The 14,664-nt window shown below is 62.4% G+C and carries 12 protein-coding genes; 11 read left to right on the top strand and 1 reads right to left on the bottom strand.

Annotated elements, in window-relative coordinates; translation table 11 throughout:
- Window positions 1-55: 55 nt before the first annotated feature.
- Window positions 56-613 carry a cysteine hydrolase family protein gene (locus tag QLG12_RS16265; protein ID WP_282474969.1) on the bottom strand — a complete coding sequence of 186 codons (558 nt, stop codon included), beginning with the start codon at window positions 611-613 and terminating at the stop codon, window positions 56-58.
- Window positions 614-760: 147 nt separating this feature from the next.
- On the opposite strand from QLG12_RS16265, the gene QLG12_RS16260 reads away from it, so the two are divergent.
- The 11 genes from QLG12_RS16260 (at window position 761) to pdeM (ending at window position 14,654) form a co-directional block, all read left to right on the top strand.
- Window positions 761-1,405 carry a glutathione binding-like protein gene (locus tag QLG12_RS16260; RefSeq protein ID WP_282474908.1) on the top strand — a complete coding sequence of 215 codons (645 nt, stop codon included), beginning with the start codon at window positions 761-763 and terminating at the stop codon, window positions 1,403-1,405.
- Between the two features lie 144 nt (window positions 1,406-1,549).
- Window positions 1,550-4,000, top strand: a complete 2,451-nt coding sequence (locus QLG12_RS16255) for a penicillin acylase family protein (RefSeq protein ID WP_282474907.1) — start codon at window positions 1,550-1,552, stop codon at window positions 3,998-4,000.
- A gap of 310 nt (window positions 4,001-4,310) precedes the next feature.
- Window positions 4,311-5,345 carry a ligase-associated DNA damage response exonuclease gene (locus QLG12_RS16250; RefSeq protein WP_197868684.1) on the top strand — a complete coding sequence of 345 codons (1,035 nt, stop codon included), beginning with the start codon at window positions 4,311-4,313 and terminating at the stop codon, window positions 5,343-5,345.
- Window positions 5,342-7,030 carry an ATP-dependent DNA ligase gene (locus QLG12_RS16245; RefSeq protein ID WP_282474906.1) on the top strand — a complete coding sequence of 563 codons (1,689 nt, stop codon included), beginning with the start codon at window positions 5,342-5,344 and terminating at the stop codon, window positions 7,028-7,030. Before QLG12_RS16250 ends, QLG12_RS16245 begins: the two co-directional genes overlap by 4 nt.
- A 238-nt stretch (window positions 7,031-7,268) precedes the next feature.
- A complete protein-coding gene (locus QLG12_RS16240; protein WP_011332769.1) occupies window positions 7,269-8,051 on the top strand; it encodes a transporter substrate-binding domain-containing protein in 783 nt (260 codons plus the stop codon).
- 56 nt (window positions 8,052-8,107) lie between these two features.
- Window positions 8,108-8,836, top strand: a complete 729-nt coding sequence (locus QLG12_RS16235; RefSeq protein ID WP_011332768.1) for an ABC transporter permease — start codon at window positions 8,108-8,110, stop codon at window positions 8,834-8,836.
- Entirely contained in the window at window positions 8,833-9,543 is a 711-nt protein-coding gene (locus QLG12_RS16230) for an ABC transporter permease (protein WP_011332767.1), read from the top strand. Before QLG12_RS16235 ends, QLG12_RS16230 begins: the two co-directional genes overlap by 4 nt.
- Window positions 9,544-9,555: 12 nt before the next feature.
- Complete coding sequence (locus QLG12_RS16225; RefSeq protein ID WP_282474905.1) at window positions 9,556-10,674, top strand: succinylglutamate desuccinylase/aspartoacylase family protein; 1,119 nt, start codon at window positions 9,556-9,558, stop codon at window positions 10,672-10,674.
- A gap of 13 nt (window positions 10,675-10,687) precedes the next feature.
- Entirely contained in the window at window positions 10,688-11,452 is a 765-nt protein-coding gene (locus QLG12_RS16220; protein ID WP_064382916.1) for an ATP-binding cassette domain-containing protein, read from the top strand.
- A gap of 59 nt (window positions 11,453-11,511) precedes the next feature.
- On the top strand, window positions 11,512-13,998 hold the full coding sequence (locus QLG12_RS16215) for a ligase-associated DNA damage response DEXH box helicase (protein WP_282474904.1): 2,487 nt from the start codon (window positions 11,512-11,514) through the stop codon (window positions 13,996-13,998).
- Window positions 13,998-14,654 (top strand): ligase-associated DNA damage response endonuclease PdeM, encoded by a 657-nt coding sequence (pdeM, locus tag QLG12_RS16210; RefSeq protein ID WP_011332764.1) that lies wholly within the window; start codon window positions 13,998-14,000, stop codon window positions 14,652-14,654. The genes QLG12_RS16215 and pdeM overlap by 1 nt, the downstream gene beginning before the upstream one ends.
- Window positions 14,655-14,664 lie beyond the last annotated feature (10 nt).

Genomic DNA, 14,664 nt, shown 5'->3' with positions numbered 1-14,664 from the left:
TCGAATGTGGGAGCTGGCTTGCCAGCGATGAGGCCGGCGCATTCCCCGATCCGTATCAGACTGCCTCAAGAATCCCGGCACTGCTGACCACCGTCGCATACTCCCCGTGCAAATTCCCCAGCGACATCGCATGTACCTCCTCAGCCGAACGCAACGTGCCGAAAAAGTCGGCCTTGTCGAAGGTAAAGCACGCATCCTCCGCCACCCACGCGTCAAACCCCAGATTGCCCGCCGTGCGCGCCGTGGATTCCACCGAGTTGTTCGTCGCCACGCCGACAATGATCAACTGCCCGATCGCCGACTCACGCAACTTCGCCTCAAGCCCTGTGGCACAAAACGCATCCGGTACCTGCTTCTGGATCAGCCACTCGCCGTCCTGCGGCGAAAACCTTTCCTGAAACTCCACCCCTGACTGCTCGGGCCAGAACACCGAATCCGGCGAGCGCGACAAGTGCTGCACATGGATTACGGGACGCCCGCTGCGCCGCCAGAAAGTCAGCAAATCGAAAATCCGCTCTTCGGCCAACGGGTTATTTCTTCGCCCCAGACGCGGCTCCAGAATGCCTTTTTGCTGGTCGATGATGATCAGTGCAGCGTTGGCCTGAAGCTCCATGGCGATTTTTCTCACGCGGGGTCATTGAATTTCCCGTACTTGAGCATCACCTCCTGTGACTAGGCAAGCTATCGAACGCACACAGGACAACCTGAAGCCGGCGTTTGCTGTCCGCACGCAAGCCATTTTCCTGATTTGGAGCTTTCCATGATCGACCTGTATTACTGGACCACGCCCAACGGCCACAAGATTTCCCTGTTCCTCGAAGAGGCCGGCCTGCGCTACAACGTGCACCCGATCAACATCAGCCAGGGCGAGCAGTTCCAGCCGCACTTTCTGAAAATATCCCCGAACAACCGCATCCCGGCCATCGTCGATCATGAGCCGGCTGATGGCGGCGAGCCGTTGTCGCTGTTCGAGTCTGGCGCCATCTTGCTGTACCTCGCGGAAAAGACCGGCAAGTTCCTGCCCAAGGATCTGCGTGGCCGCCAGGTGGCGCTGCAATGGCTGTTCTGGCAAATGGGCGGGCTGGGGCCGATGGCCGGGCAGAACCATCACTTCAGCCAGTTCGCCCCGGAAAAAATCCCCTACGCGATCAAGCGCTACGTCGATGAAACCGCCCGTTTGTACGGGGTGCTGGACAAGCAACTGGCCAACAACGAGTTCGTCGCCGGCAGCGAATACAGCATCGCCGACATGGCGATCTACCCGTGGATCGTCTCCCATAAATGGCAGAGCCAGAACCTGGAAGACTTCCCGAACGTGCAGCGCTGGTTCAATCACATCAAGGATCGCCCGGCGACCTTGAAGGCCTACGCGCTGGTGCAGAAGATCAATCCGCCGAAGGCTTGAGTCACCCGGCCTGATCGTTCCCGTGCGCGGGAACGATCAACGAGAAGAAATAACCGCTCGCCCCGCTTGCGCGGCCCCCTCCTGCTCACTAACGTAGCGGCTTTATTGCGCCCCCAGCCTCTACACCCCCGCAGGAGCTTTGCCATGGCCTCGCCAGCCCTTTCACATTTTCTTCCCCGGTTCGGCGTTGCCGCAGCAGTGGCCGGTGTTCTGAGCCTGACCGGTTGTCAGACCTGGAACGCCCAGGACACCCTCCCGCCGACCTCCGGTGTGCAGCCGCTCAAGGGCCTGGCGCAGAACGTTTCGGTACGCCGCAATGCCATGGGCATGCCGCTGATCGAAAGCAACAGCTTCCACGACGCACTGTTCGCCCTCGGCTATGTGCACGCCAGCGACCGGATCAATCAGATGGTCACCCTGCGCCTGCTGGCTCAGGGCCGTCTGGCGGAAATGTCCGGTTCATCGATGCTCGACGCCGACCGTTACATGCGCGCCGTCAACCTGAAGAAAAGCGCCGGCGAGCTTTACAAGGCCTCGTCGCCACGGCTCAAGCGTTTCTTCGAAGTCTATGCCCGGGGCGTCAACGCCTACCTGTTCCGCTACGCCGACAAATTGCCGGGGGATCTGGCTTCCAGCGGCTACAAGCCTGAGTACTGGAAACCGGAAGATTCGGCGCTGATCTTCTGCCTGCTGAACTTCAGCCAGTCGGCCAACCTGCCGGAAGAAATCGCTTCGCTGGTGCTGGCGCAGACCGTGACCAACGACAAACTGGCGTGGCTGACCCCGTCCGCTCCCGACGAAAACCTGCCGCTGGCCGAGGCCGACAAGCTGCAAGGCATCAAGCTCAACGGGCAGATTCCGGGGCTGACGGAACTGAGCAACGCCAGCGAACAACTGGCCGCCCTCAACCTGCTGGGCACTCAGTCGTCGAACAACTGGGCCATCGCCCCGCAGCGCAGCCGCAGCGGCAAGAGCCTGCTGGCCAGCGACAGCCATGGCCCGCTGGCCGCGCCGTCGCTGTGGAGTTTCGTACAAATTCGCGCACCGAAATACCAAGCCGCCGGCGTAACTGTGGCCGGTCTGCCGATGGTGCTCGGCGGTTTCAACGGCAAAGTGGCGTGGAGCCTGACCAGCGTGCTCGGCGATAACCAGGACCTGTTCCTGGAAAAAATCCGGCGTCAGGGCAGCACGTTGTCCTACGAGGTCAACGGCAAGTGGCAACCGGTTGCGGTGCGCAACGAAACCTACTTCGTCAAAGGCCAGCGGCCGATTCGCGAAGCGGTGTACGAAACCCGCCATGGCGCGCTGCTCAACAGCACCCAGGCTGCCGCTCAGGGCGCAGGCTTTGGCCTGGCCTTGCAGACCCCGAGCTTCACCGACGACAAGTCCCTCGATGCATTTTTCGATCTGAGCCGTGCCCAGAACGTTGAGCGCGCCTCGGACGCCAGCCGGGAAATCCGCGCCATCGCGCTGAATCTGGTGTTTGCCGACGCCAGCAACATTGGCTGGCAAGTCACCGGGCGCTTCCCCAACCGCCGTGAAGGAGAAGGTTTGCTGCCGTCGCCGGGCTGGGAAGGTCGCTACGACTGGGACGGTTACGCCGACCCGATGCTGCACCCGTACGATCAGGATCCGGCCCAGGGCTGGCTCGGCACCGCCAACCAGCGGGTCATTCCCCATGGCTATGGCATGCAACTGTCGAATTCCTGGGCGGCGCCGGAACGCGGCGAGCGCCTGGCCGAACTGGCCGGCAGCGGCAAACATGACGGTCGCAGCGTGATCGCCATGCAGTACGACCAGACCACCACCTTCGCCGCCAAATTGAAGAAAATGTTCGAGGCACCGGGCATGGCGCAGCCGCTGAAACAGGCGATCGACGCCCTGCCGGAAGCCGAGCGCAGCAAGGCGCGCGAGGCCTACACCCGCTTGATGGCGTTCGACGGCAAGCTCAGCCCGACCTCCGCCGACGCGGCGATCTACGAGCTGTTCCTGCAGGAAAGCATGAAGCAGATCTTCCTCGACGAACTCGGCCCGCAAAACAGTCCGGCGTGGAAAGCGTTCATCGCCAATGGCGACTTGTCCTACGCCGCCCAGGCCGATCACTTGCTCGGCCGCGAAGACAGTCCGTTCTGGGACGACGCCCGAACCCCGCAAAAAGAAGACAAACCGACCATCCTCGCCCGCAGCCTGGCGGCAGCGATCAGCGCCGGCGACAGCCAACTGGGCGGCGACCGCCGGGCCTGGCAGTGGGGCAAACTGCACCGTTACGAGTGGAAGAATGCCAACGGCCAGAGCGTTCGCGGCCCAATTGCGGCGGGCGGCGACCACACCACACTCAACACCGCGGCGTTTGCCTGGGGCCAGGACTTCAACACCACGCGTGCGCCGTCGATGCGCTTTCTCGTCGACTTCGGTCAGAGCGAACCGCTGATGGGGCAGAACGGGGCGGGGCAATCCGGGAATCCGGTAAGCCCGAACTACCTGAACGGCATCGATCCGTGGCTCAAAGGCCAGTACATCGGCTTGCCGATGCAGCCGCAGAACTTTGACCGGGTGTATGGCAAGACGCGGTTGACCCTGACTCCCGGGAAATAGGCGCGACTCCCCAAAAGATCAAAAGCCCCCTCACCCTAACCCTCTCCCTCAGGGAGAGGGGACTGATTGGGGGATGCTTGAGCCTTACATCGACCTGACAGTGCGTCTTCGAATCCATAATCGACTGGATTCCACAGGTCGATGTACCTCGCCAGACACCTCCGTAGGCTCCCTCTCCCTACGGGAGAGGGCTGGGGTGAGGGCTGGATTTTCGCGCCAGCCAAATTCTTCGTTCCCACCGCAAAATCAATAGAACTTCTGACTTCGCGCCAACCTCATAGCTAACAAGTCCCTCCATTCCGGTAACGCCATGGACCTTGTTATCGCCCGCCCCGAAGGCCTCTACTGCCCCGCCGGGGATTTCTACATTGACCCGTGGCGACCCGTCGAGCGCTCAGTCATCACTCATGCCCACGGCGATCATGCCCGTGGCGGCAACCAGCATTACCTGGCCACCAGCGCCGGCGAAGGGATTCTGCGTGCGCGTCTGGGCCAGGACATCAACCTGCAAACCCTCGACTACGGCCAGCGCCTGACCCACCACGGCGTCACCTTAAGTTTTCATCCCGCCGGTCATGTGCTCGGCTCGGCTCAGGTGCGGCTGGAATACGGCGGCGAAGTCTGGGTCGCCTCCGGCGACTACAAGATCGAGCCCGACGGAACCTGCGCGCCGTTCGAACCGGTGCGCTGCCACACCTTCATCACCGAATCGACCTTCGGCCTGCCGATCTACCGCTGGCAGCCGCAGGCGCAGGTATTCTCCGAGATCAATCAGTGGTGGCAGGCCAACATCGAGGCCGGCAAGGCCAGCGTGCTGTTCTGCTATTCGTTCGGCAAGGCCCAGCGGATTCTCCACGGCATCGACGAAACCCTAGGTCCGATCCTCAGCCACGGTGCGGTCGAGCCGCTGAACCGCGTGTACCGCGAGGCCGGCGTCTACCTGCCGCCAACGATCTACGCTGGCGAGGTAAAAAAGAACGACCCGATGATGCGCCAGGCGCTGGTCATCGCCCCGCCTTCGGCCGGCGGCAGCAGCTGGATGCGCCGTTTCGGCGATTACAGCGACAGCTTCGCCAGCGGCTGGATGCGCTTGCGCGGCACCCGTCGGCGGCGCGGGGTTGATCGCGGTTTCGTGCTCTCGGATCACGCCGACTGGCCCGGCCTGTTGTGGGCCATCGAACAGACCGGCGCCGAGCGGGTGATGGTCACCCACGGTTCGATTGGCGTGCTGGTGCGCCATCTGCGCGAAAAAGGGCTGGACGCACAAGGGTTCAACACCGAATACGGTGACGATGAGGAAGAGCTTCCTGCCGCCACGCCCGCCGTTGCCGAGGTGCAACCATGAAAGACTTCGCCGGGTTGTACGCCGAACTCGACGCCACCACCTCCAGCAACGCCAAACTGGCGGCCATGCAAACCTACTTCGCCCAGGCGCAACCGCAGGATGCCGCTTGGGCGGTGTACTTCTTGTCCGGCGGGCGGCCGCGGCAACTGGTGCCGGTGCGGATCCTGCGCGATCTCGCGGTCGAAATGTCCGGGTTGGCGCCTTGGCTGTTCGAGGAGAGCTATCAAGCGGTCGGCGACCTGGCGGAAACCATCTCGCTGGTGTTGCCGGAACATCCATACACCTCCGAGGCCGGCCTCGCCGAATGGATCGAAGACAAACTGCTGCCCCTGCGCGGTGAAACCCCGGAATACCTCGCCCGTCAGTTGCCCGCACTGTGGGCGCAACTGGATCGGCCGAGCCTGATGTTGTGCATCAAACTGATCACCGGCAGTTTCCGGGTCGGTGTATCCAAACTGCTGGTGACCCGCGCCCTTGCCTCCATGGCCGGGCTGGACAGCAAACGCGTGGCGCAACGGCTGGTGGGTTATACCGACCTGTCCAACCGGCCGAACGCTGCCAGCTACCTGAAACTGATCGCCCCCGAATCCAGCGAAGAGCACGCCCAACGCGGCGGCCAGCCCTACCCGTTCTTCCTCGCCCACGCGCTGGCGCAACCGGTGGAAACCTTCGAGGCCCTGCTCGGGCCGCCGAGCAACTGGCAGGTGGAATGGAAGTGGGACGGCATTCGGGCGCAAGTGGTCAAGCGCGACGGAAAACTGTGGGTCTGGTCGCGCGGCGAGGAGTTGGTCACCGAGCGTTTTCCCGAATTCGACACGCTGCTGCACGGATTGCCCGACGGCACGGTGATCGACGGCGAGATCGTGGTCTGGAAAAACCGGCGCCCGGTCACCGAAGACGCATTCGACCCACAGTCGACAGAGGCCCCGGCGGTGCAACCGTTCGCGCTGTTGCAGCAGCGGATCGGCCGCAAGTCGCTGGACCGCAAAATCCTCGAAGACGCGCCGGTGGTGATACTCGCCTACGACTTGCTCGAATGGCAGGGCGAAGACTGGCGCAATCAGCCTCAGGCCAAGCGTCGTGAGCAACTGGAGCAGATCATCGCCCGCTGCAACAACCCGGTGCTGCTACCCTCGCCGATCCTGACGGGAGATGACTGGTTCGACCTCGCCCGTCAGCGCGAGGCCTCCAGGCGCCTGGGAGTCGAAGGCATGATGCTCAAGGCACGGGACGCGATGTACGGCGTCGGCCGGACCAAGGACATGGGCGTGTGGTGGAAATGGAAGGTCGATCCATTCAGCGTCGATGCGGTGCTGATCTACGCCCAGCGCGGCCATGGTCGCCGCGCCAGTCTCTACAGCGATTACACCTTTGCGGTGTGGGACGGCCCGCCCGGTGCCAGTGCGCGGGCCCTGGTGCCCTTCGCCAAGGCCTATTCCGGGCTGACCGATGCGGAAATGCGCGAAGTCGACAGCATTGTGCGCAAGACCACCGTGGAAAAATTCGGTCCGGTCAGCAGCGTGAAGCCGAGCCTGGTGTTCGAACTGGGCTTCGAAGGCATCGCCCTCTCCCGTCGGCACAAGAGCGGCATCGCCGTGCGCTTCCCGCGCATGCTGCGTTGGCGCCAGGACAAGACCGTGGAAGAGGCCGACAGCCTGGCGACCTTGCAGAACCTGTTGGTCTGATCCCTTCCCCCGATGCTCCCCCCCCTCACCCCGATCGTTCCCCTGAACCATCCTGGTGCAGCTTTTGCGGCGCGCCCGTTTTCGTGCACTCACCGGCCCCGGCATGCACTTGCTGCACCTTTTAAAACACTTGTTCGGGACTCTGGTTCGGAAATTGCTACTTTCTATAAGTCGTAAGCGCTCCAGTAACAATCATTCCGCGCCACAAGCGCTCATATTGGTTCTTAGGGATTGAATAATGAAAAAAGCATTGCTGACCCTTTCTGCACTGGCGTTGTGCATGGCCGCCGGCTCCGCGCTGGCCAAGGAATACAAAGAACTGCGGTTTGGCGTTGACCCTTCCTACGCACCGTTCGAGTCGAAAGCGGCAGACGGCAGCCTGGTTGGCTTCGACATCGATCTGGGCAACGCGATCTGCGCCGAGCTGAAGGTCAAGTGCAAATGGGTTGAAAGTGACTTCGACGGCATGATTCCGGGCCTCAAGGCCAATAAATTCGACGGTGTGATCTCGTCGATGACCGTTACCGAAGCCCGTGAAAAAGTCATCGACTTCTCCAGCGAGCTGTTCTCCGGCCCGACGGCCTACGTGTCGAAAAAAGGTTCGGGTATCACCGACGACGTCGCTTCCCTGAAAGGCAAAACCGTCGGTTACGAGCAAGGCACCATCCAGGAAGCCTATGCCAAAGCCGTGCTGGACAAGGCCGGCGTGAAAACCCAGGCCTATCAGAATCAGGACCAGGTGTATTCCGACCTGACTTCCGGCCGTCTCGATGCGGGCATTCAGGACATGCTGCAGGCCGAACTGGGCTTCCTGAAGTCGCCGCAAGGCGCTGATTATGAAGTCAGCAAGCCGGTCGACAACCACTTGCTGCCAGCCAAGACCGCTGTCGGTATTAAGAAAGGTAACACCGAGCTGAAAGCGCTTTTGGATAAAGGTATCAAAGCGTTACACGATGACGGCAAATACGCCGAGATTCAAAAGAAACACTTTGGCGATCTGAATCTGTACAGCGGCAAATAATGCCCCGGCGCCCATCCTCGATGGGCGCCTTTTTCATTCAGTCAGGTTGCTGATTTATGTTCGAAACCCTCTTACAAAATCTGGGGCTCTCCGCCTTCAGCCTCAAGGGCTTTGGCCCGTTGCTGTTGGAAGGCACCTGGATGACCATCAAATTGTCGGCGTTGTCGCTGCTGGTGGCCGTGTTGCTCGGCCTGCTCGGTGCCAGTGCCAAGCTGTCAAAAATCAAACTGCTGCGCCTGCCCGCCCAGCTCTACACCACGCTGATTCGCGGGGTGCCGGACCTGGTGCTGATGCTGCTGATCTTCTACAGCCTGCAAACCTGGCTGACGACGCTCACCGATTACCTGGAATGGGAATACATCGAGATCGACCCGTTCAGCGCCGGGGTCCTGACCCTGGGCTTCATTTATGGCGCGTACTTCACTGAAACCTTTCGCGGGGCGATTCTTGCCGTGCCGCGCGGTCAGGTCGAAGCCGCCACCGCCTATGGCCTCAAGCGCGGCCAGCGCTTTCGCTTCGTGGTGTTCCCGCAAATGATGCGCTTCGCCCTGCCGGGCATCGGCAACAACTGGATGGTGATGCTCAAAGCCACCGCGCTGGTTTCGATCATCGGCCTGGCCGATCTGGTCAAGGCCGCACAGGACGCCGGCAAGAGCACCTATCAGCTGTTTTACTTCCTGGTGCTCGCCGCGTTGATTTACCTGCTGATCACCAGTGCCTCGAACTTCATCCTGCGCTGGCTCGAACGCCGCTACGCCGCCGGTGCCCGGGAGGCCGTACGATGATCGAACTCCTGCAGGAATACTGGAAAGCCTTCCTTTATACCGACGGTCAGAACATCACTGGCCTTGCGATGACGATGTGGCTGCTCAGCGCCTCGATCTTCTTCGGTTTCATCGTGTCGATTCCGCTGTCGATCGCCCGGGTCTCGCCGCACTTCTACATTCGCTGGCCGGTGCAGTTCTACACCTACCTGTTCCGTGGCACGCCGCTCTATATCCAGCTGCTGATCTGCTACACCGGGATCTACAGCCTGGCCGCCGTGCGCGCGCAGCCGCTGCTCGACAGTTTCTTTCGTGATGCGATGAACTGCACGATCCTGGCCTTCGCCCTCAACACCTGCGCCTACACCACGGAGATTTTCGCCGGGGCGATCCGCAGCATGAACCACGGTGAAGTCGAAGCGGCCAAAGCCTACGGGCTGACCGGCTGGAAGCTGTATGCCTACGTGATCATGCCGTCGGCGCTGCGCCGCTCGTTGCCGTACTACAGCAACGAAGTGATCCTGATGCTGCACTCGACCACCGTGGCCTTCACCGCGACCATCCCCGACATCCTGAAAGTCGCGCGGGACGCCAACTCGGCGACCTTCCTGACCTTCCAGTCGTTCGGCATCGCCGCGCTGATTTACCTGACCATCACCTTTGCGCTGGTCGGCCTGTTCCGCCTTGCCGAACGCCGATGGCTGGCCTTCCTCGGCCCGACCCACTAGGACCCTTTAGAGATGCGTCATCAGATACACGACCTGCTGGCCCCGCTGCCGGGGACCGCACGACAGATCCACAGTTTTCACTTCGGCCCGGACAAGGCCCAGGGCAAGATTTACATTCAGTCCTCGCTGCACGCCGACGAACTGCCCGGCATGCTCGTAGCCTGGCACCTCAAACAGCGCCTGGCGGAGCTGGAAGCCGCCGGGCGCCTGCGCAGTGAAATCGTGCTGGTGCCGGTGGCCAACCCGGTCGGCCTCGAACAGGTGCTGATGGATGTGCCGCTGGGCCGCTACGAATTGGAGAGCGGGCAGAACTTCAACCGCTGGTTTGTCGACCTCAGCGAAGAAATCGGCAACGAGATCGAAGCGCAACTGAGCGACGACCCGCAGCGCAACCTCGAACTGATCAGGTCCAGCCTGCGCAACGCCCTCGCCCGCCAGACCGCCAGCACCCAACTGCAATCCCAGCGCCTGACCCTGCAACGGCTGGCCTGCGATGCGGACATGGTGCTCGACCTGCATTGCGATTTCGAATCCGTGGTTCACCTGTACACCACGCCCGAGGCCTGGCCGCAGGTCGAGCCGCTGGCGTGCTACATCGAATCCCAGGCGAGCCTGCTGGCCACCGACTCCGGCGGCCAGTCGTTCGACGAGTGCTTCACCCTGCTGTGGTGGCAATTGAAGGAGCGCTTCGGCGAACACTTCGAGATTCCGCTCGGCAGTTTCTCGGTCACCGTCGAATTGCGTGGCCAGGGGGATGTCACCCATCCGCTGGCAAGTCGCGATTGCCAGGCGCTGATCGATTACCTGATCCATTTCGGCGCCATCGTCGGTGAACCCAAAGCCTTGCCGGCCCTGCCACATCCCGCCACACCTCTGGCCGGCGTAGAACCGGTGACCACTCCCGTCGGCGGCCTGCTGGTCTACACCGCCACGCCCGGCCAGCTTCTGGAAGCCGGGCAGAAAATCGCCGAAGTCATCGACCCGATCAATGACCGGGTCACGCCAGTCCATTGCACCGCTTCCGGTCTGCTCTATGCCCGCTCGCTGCGGCGCATGGCCACCGCCGGTATGGTGATCGCCCACGTCGCGGGCGCCGAAGCCTATCGCAGCGGCTATCTACTTTCGCCTTGAGGATGCCTGTCCCATGTACAAATTGACCGTTGAAGGCCTGCACAAAAGCTATGGCGACCATCAGGTGCTCAAAGGCGTGTCGCTCAAGGCCAGGACCGGCGACGTGATCAGCCTGATCGGCGCCAGCGGCTCGGGCAAAAGCACCTTTTTGCGCTGCATCAACTTTCTCGAACAACCCAACGACGGCGCGATGAGCCTCGATGGCCAGGCGATCCGCATGGTCACCGACCGCCACGGCATGCACGTCGCCGATCCCAATGAACTGCAACGCCTGCGCACCCGCCTGGCAATGGTGTTCCAGCACTTCAACCTGTGGAGCCACATGACCGTGCTGGAAAACATCACCATGGCCCCGCGCCGGGTGCTGGGCTGCAGCAAACAGGAAGCCGACGACCGCGCCCGGCGTTATCTGGAAAAGGTCGGCCTGCCGGCGCGGGTGGCCGATCAGTACCCGGCGTTTCTCTCCGGCGGTCAGCAACAGCGCGTGGCCATTGCCCGCGCGTTGGCGATGGAGCCGGAAGTCATGCTGTTCGACGAACCGACGTCGGCACTCGACCCGGAACTGGTCGGCGAAGTGCTCAAGGTGATTCAGGGCCTGGCCGAAGAAGGCCGGACCATGATCATGGTCACCCATGAAATGAGCTTTGCGCGCAAGGTCTCGAGCCAGGTGCTGTTCCTGCATCAGGGGCTGGTGGAGGAAGAAGGCGCGCCGGAAGAAGTGCTGGGCAATCCGAAAAGCGAACGCCTGAAGCAATTCCTCAGCGGCAATCTCAAGTAAAACTATTGCCCGGCCGGCGCGGTCATTGAAGGAACACCTTCAGAGCACACGTCGCCGGCATGGGCACTTCCACCGACTTCGCCAAACACTGGTTCAGCGCCCGCGACTGGAAGCCTTTCGCCTTTCAGAAACAGGTGTGGGCCGCGGTCAAACGGAGCGAGTCCGGCCTGCTGCACGCCAGTACCGGCGCCGGTAAAACCTACGCGGTGTGGTTTGCCGCGCTCAATCGGTTTGCCCGCTCCAGGCCTGCTGCTGAAACCACCCGCAAACGCCCACCGCCGGCCGAACCGCTGACTGTCTTGTGGATCACCCCGATGCGCGCGCTGGCTGCCGACACCGCGCGCGCCCTGCAAACACCGCTGGACGATCTGCAGATTCCCTGGAGCGTCGGCCTGCGCACTGGCGACACCGGCAGCAGCGAACGCGCCCGACAGAACCGGCGCCTGCCCAGCACGCTGATCACCACCCCGGAAAGCCTGACCCTGATGCTCGCCCGGGCCGACGCGCAAACGGCGCTGTCGACGCTGCGTATGGTCGTGGTGGATGAGTGGCACGAATTGCTCGGCAACAAGCGCGGCGTGCAATTGCAACTGGCCCTCGCCCGGTTGCGCCGCTGGCATCCGGGGCTGATCGTCTGGGGCGTTTCCGCGACGCTCGGCAATCAGTCCCACGCCGAACAGGTGCTGATCCCACAGGGCGGTGGCGTGAGTATTCAGGGGCAAAGCGAAAAGTCGCTCAAGGTCGATACCCTGCTCCCACCGGCCATCGAACGATTTCCCTGGGCCGGGCACATCGGTCTGAAGATGTTGCCGCAGGTGGTCGCCGAACTGGACATCTGCGCCAGCAGCCTGGTGTTCACCAACACCCGGGCGCAATCGGAAATCTGGTATCAGGCCTTGCTGGAAGCGCGGCCGGACTGGGCCGGTTTGATTGCCCTGCACCACAGCTCGCTGTCCCGCGACACCCGCGACTGGGTCGAGCAGGCGCTGAAGAACGGTCAACTCAAAGCCGTGGTCTGCACTTCAAGCCTGGATCTGGGGGTGGATTTCCTGCCGGTGGAGCGGGTGCTGCAGATTGGCTCGGCCAAAGGCGTGGCGCGACTGATGCAGCGTGCCGGGCGTTCGGGCCATGCGCCCGGCAGAACGTCGCGGGTCACCCTGGTGCCGACCCACAGCCTGGAGCTGATCGAAGCTGCGGCCGCTGGCGATGCCGTGGCGCAGCGGCGGATCGAACCGCGACTGTCACCGCACAAACCGCTGGATGTGCTGGTGCAGCATCTGGTCAGCATGGCCCTGGGCGGTGGCTTTGTTCCCGATGATCTATACGAAGAAGTCCGTGGTGCCTGGGCCTATCGCGAACTGACACCAGCAGACTGGGCCTGGGCGCTGGCGTTCGTACGCCACGGCGGGATGTCGCTGACGGCGTACCCGGATTACCGCCGGGTCGAGCCGGATGAGCACGGGATCTGGCGCGTTCCCGATGCGCGACTGGCGCGCCGCCATCGGATGAGCATCGGCACCATCGTCAGCGATGCCAGCATTCACCTGAAATTCTGGAGCAAGGGCGGTGGCGGCAAGCAGCTGGGCAGCGTTGAAGAGGGCTTTATCGCCCGCCTCAAGCCCGGCGACGGTTTCCTGTTCGCCGGGCGCTTGCTGGAACTGGTGCGGGTGGAAAACATGACCGCCTACGTCAAACGCAGCACCGCGAAAAAAGCCGCCGTACCGCGCTGGAATGGCGGGCGCATGCCGCTCTCCAATGAATTGGCCGAAGCCGTGGTCAGCCGCTTCAGCGCGGCGGCACACGGTGAGTTTGCCGGCCCGGAAATGCAGGCCTTGCGCCCGCTGCTGGAAACACAGATGCGCTGGTCGGGCTTGCCGACAGACAACAACCTACTGGCCGAAGTGCTGAAATCCCGCGAAGGCTGGCACCTTTTCCTCTACCCGTTTGCCGGACGCCAGGTGCACCTGGGGCTGGCCAGCCTGCTGGCGTGGCGGGTCAGTCAGCGCTTGCCTGTGACCTTCTCGATTGCGGTCAACGATTACGGACTGGAACTGCTCAGCGCCACGCCCGTTGACTGGTCTGTACAGCTGAATCAGGCCCTGCTCAGTCCCGAAGGTTTGTTGAGGGATGTGCTGGCCAGCCTCAACGCGGGCGAACTGGCGCTGCGCAGGTTTCGCGAAATTGCGCGGATTGCCGGCCTGGTGTTCGCCGGCTACCCCGGTGCGCCGAAAAGCACCCGTCAGGTGCAGGCTTCCAGCGGACTGTTTTTTGAAGTGTTCAAACAATACGACGCCGACAACCTGCTACTGGCGCAGGCCGGGGAAGAAGTCCTGAGGGAAGAACTGGATATACGACGACTGGAACAGACACTGGAGCGAATCAACCGGATGAAACTGGACATGCACCTGATCAAACGTCCGACACCGCTCGGCTTTCCATTGCTGGTGGAGCGCATGCGCGAAAGCATGAGTTCGGAAAAACTTGCCGACCGGATCCGGCGCATGGTCGGCGATCTGGAGAAAACCGCCGACCCAGGCCAATCCTGATGAACGCCCCCTACCCCGTGCGTCTGGCAGGCGAAGAACTCTGGTTGCTGCCGGAAAAGGCGCTGTACTGGCCGGCGCAACAGGCGCTGCTGATTGCCGATGTGCATTTCGGCAAGGCGGCCGCTTATCGTCGACTTGGCCAACCGGTGCCGCAGGGCACTACGACGAGCAATATCGCGGTGATCGAGCAATTGCTGGCGAAGCTGCCGTGTCGGCAACTGATCTTTCTGGGGGACTTTCTGCACGGACCTGGCTCCCACGCCCCCGACACCTTGCAGGCTTTGGCGCAGTGGCGGGCGCGTCATGCCGACCTGCCGATGACGCTGATTCGCGGCAATCACGACAAGCGGGCGGGCGATCCGCCGCTAGCGCTGAACATCCGGGTGGTGCCAGAGCCGTTGCTGCTAGGGCCCTTCGCGTTGCAACACGAGCCCGATCCGCACCCTGAGCGGCACGTCCTCGCAGGGCACGTACACCCGGTTTATCGATTGATCGGCAAGGGGCGTCAGCGTTTGCGGCTGGCGTGTTTCAGGCTCGGAGAACGCATCAGCCTGCTGCCGGCCTTTGGTGCCTTCACCGGTGGTTTTCCAGTGGAGAAGGAAGACAGCTGTCGGATCTTTGTCATTGGCGACAACGAAATATGGCCCGTCGGCTGAAGTCCTGTTC

This window comes from Pseudomonas sp. V88_4, from assembly GCF_029967985.1.
GTDB classification, from domain to species: Bacteria; Pseudomonadota; Gammaproteobacteria; order Pseudomonadales; family Pseudomonadaceae; genus Aquipseudomonas; species Aquipseudomonas glycinae.
Note: the sequence above shows the minus strand (reverse complement) of the source record. Positions and strands in the feature narration are given on the sequence as shown.

What these genes read in the sequence shown, in the direction of transcription:
- QLG12_RS16265 (WP_282474969.1), bottom strand. Translation starts at nt 613, where the DNA reads ATGGAGCTTCAGGCCAACGCTGCACTGATCATCATCGACCAGCAAAAA.
- QLG12_RS16260 (WP_282474908.1), top strand. Translation starts at nt 761, where the DNA reads ATGATCGACCTGTATTACTGGACCACGCCCAACGGCCACAAGATTTCC.
- QLG12_RS16255 (WP_282474907.1), top strand. Translation starts at nt 1,550, where the DNA reads ATGGCCTCGCCAGCCCTTTCACATTTTCTTCCCCGGTTCGGCGTTGCC.
- QLG12_RS16250 (WP_197868684.1), top strand. Translation starts at nt 4,311, where the DNA reads ATGGACCTTGTTATCGCCCGCCCCGAAGGCCTCTACTGCCCCGCCGGG.
- QLG12_RS16245 (WP_282474906.1), top strand. Translation starts at nt 5,342, where the DNA reads ATGAAAGACTTCGCCGGGTTGTACGCCGAACTCGACGCCACCACCTCC.
- QLG12_RS16240 (WP_011332769.1), top strand. Translation starts at nt 7,269, where the DNA reads ATGAAAAAAGCATTGCTGACCCTTTCTGCACTGGCGTTGTGCATGGCC.
- QLG12_RS16235 (WP_011332768.1), top strand. Translation starts at nt 8,108, where the DNA reads ATGTTCGAAACCCTCTTACAAAATCTGGGGCTCTCCGCCTTCAGCCTC.
- QLG12_RS16230 (WP_011332767.1), top strand. Translation starts at nt 8,833, where the DNA reads ATGATCGAACTCCTGCAGGAATACTGGAAAGCCTTCCTTTATACCGAC.
- QLG12_RS16225 (WP_282474905.1), top strand. Translation starts at nt 9,556, where the DNA reads ATGCGTCATCAGATACACGACCTGCTGGCCCCGCTGCCGGGGACCGCA.
- QLG12_RS16220 (WP_064382916.1), top strand. Translation starts at nt 10,688, where the DNA reads ATGTACAAATTGACCGTTGAAGGCCTGCACAAAAGCTATGGCGACCAT.
- QLG12_RS16215 (WP_282474904.1), top strand. Translation starts at nt 11,512, where the DNA reads ATGGGCACTTCCACCGACTTCGCCAAACACTGGTTCAGCGCCCGCGAC.
- pdeM (WP_011332764.1), top strand. Translation starts at nt 13,998, where the DNA reads ATGAACGCCCCCTACCCCGTGCGTCTGGCAGGCGAAGAACTCTGGTTG.